The following is a 237-nucleotide window of genomic DNA, read 5'->3' on the forward strand; positions in this document are numbered from 1 at the left end:
GGACAAGAGTTTGTACAATAAAAAGATATGGTCAATAATGCATAGGAGTAGGGGTGATTCTTATTCGTACATACAAAGATATGACCAGTGGAGAAAAGCGCAGCCTCACGCTCTCAATGAAGAAGTATGCCGACGCGTTTGCGGAAAAGCATAAGGGCGATTTGTCCAGCTTTGCCAGCGAAGCGGATGTTATCGATACATTTTATGCCGAATGGCTGAAAGACTCGTTAGATTCGC

At 43.9% G+C, this 237-nt stretch carries 1 protein-coding gene; it reads left to right on the plus strand.

What is annotated here, in order from left to right:
- Window positions 1–53: 53 nt before the first annotated feature.
- A partial coding sequence (locus LKX83_RS32895; RefSeq protein ID WP_227887489.1) for a hypothetical protein occupies window positions 54–237 on the plus strand: 184 nt, incomplete at its 3' end.

Origin of the sequence: Cohnella baijiui (assembly GCF_020731285.1) — a bacterium.
GTDB lineage: Bacteria > Bacillota > Bacilli > Paenibacillales > Paenibacillaceae > Cohnella.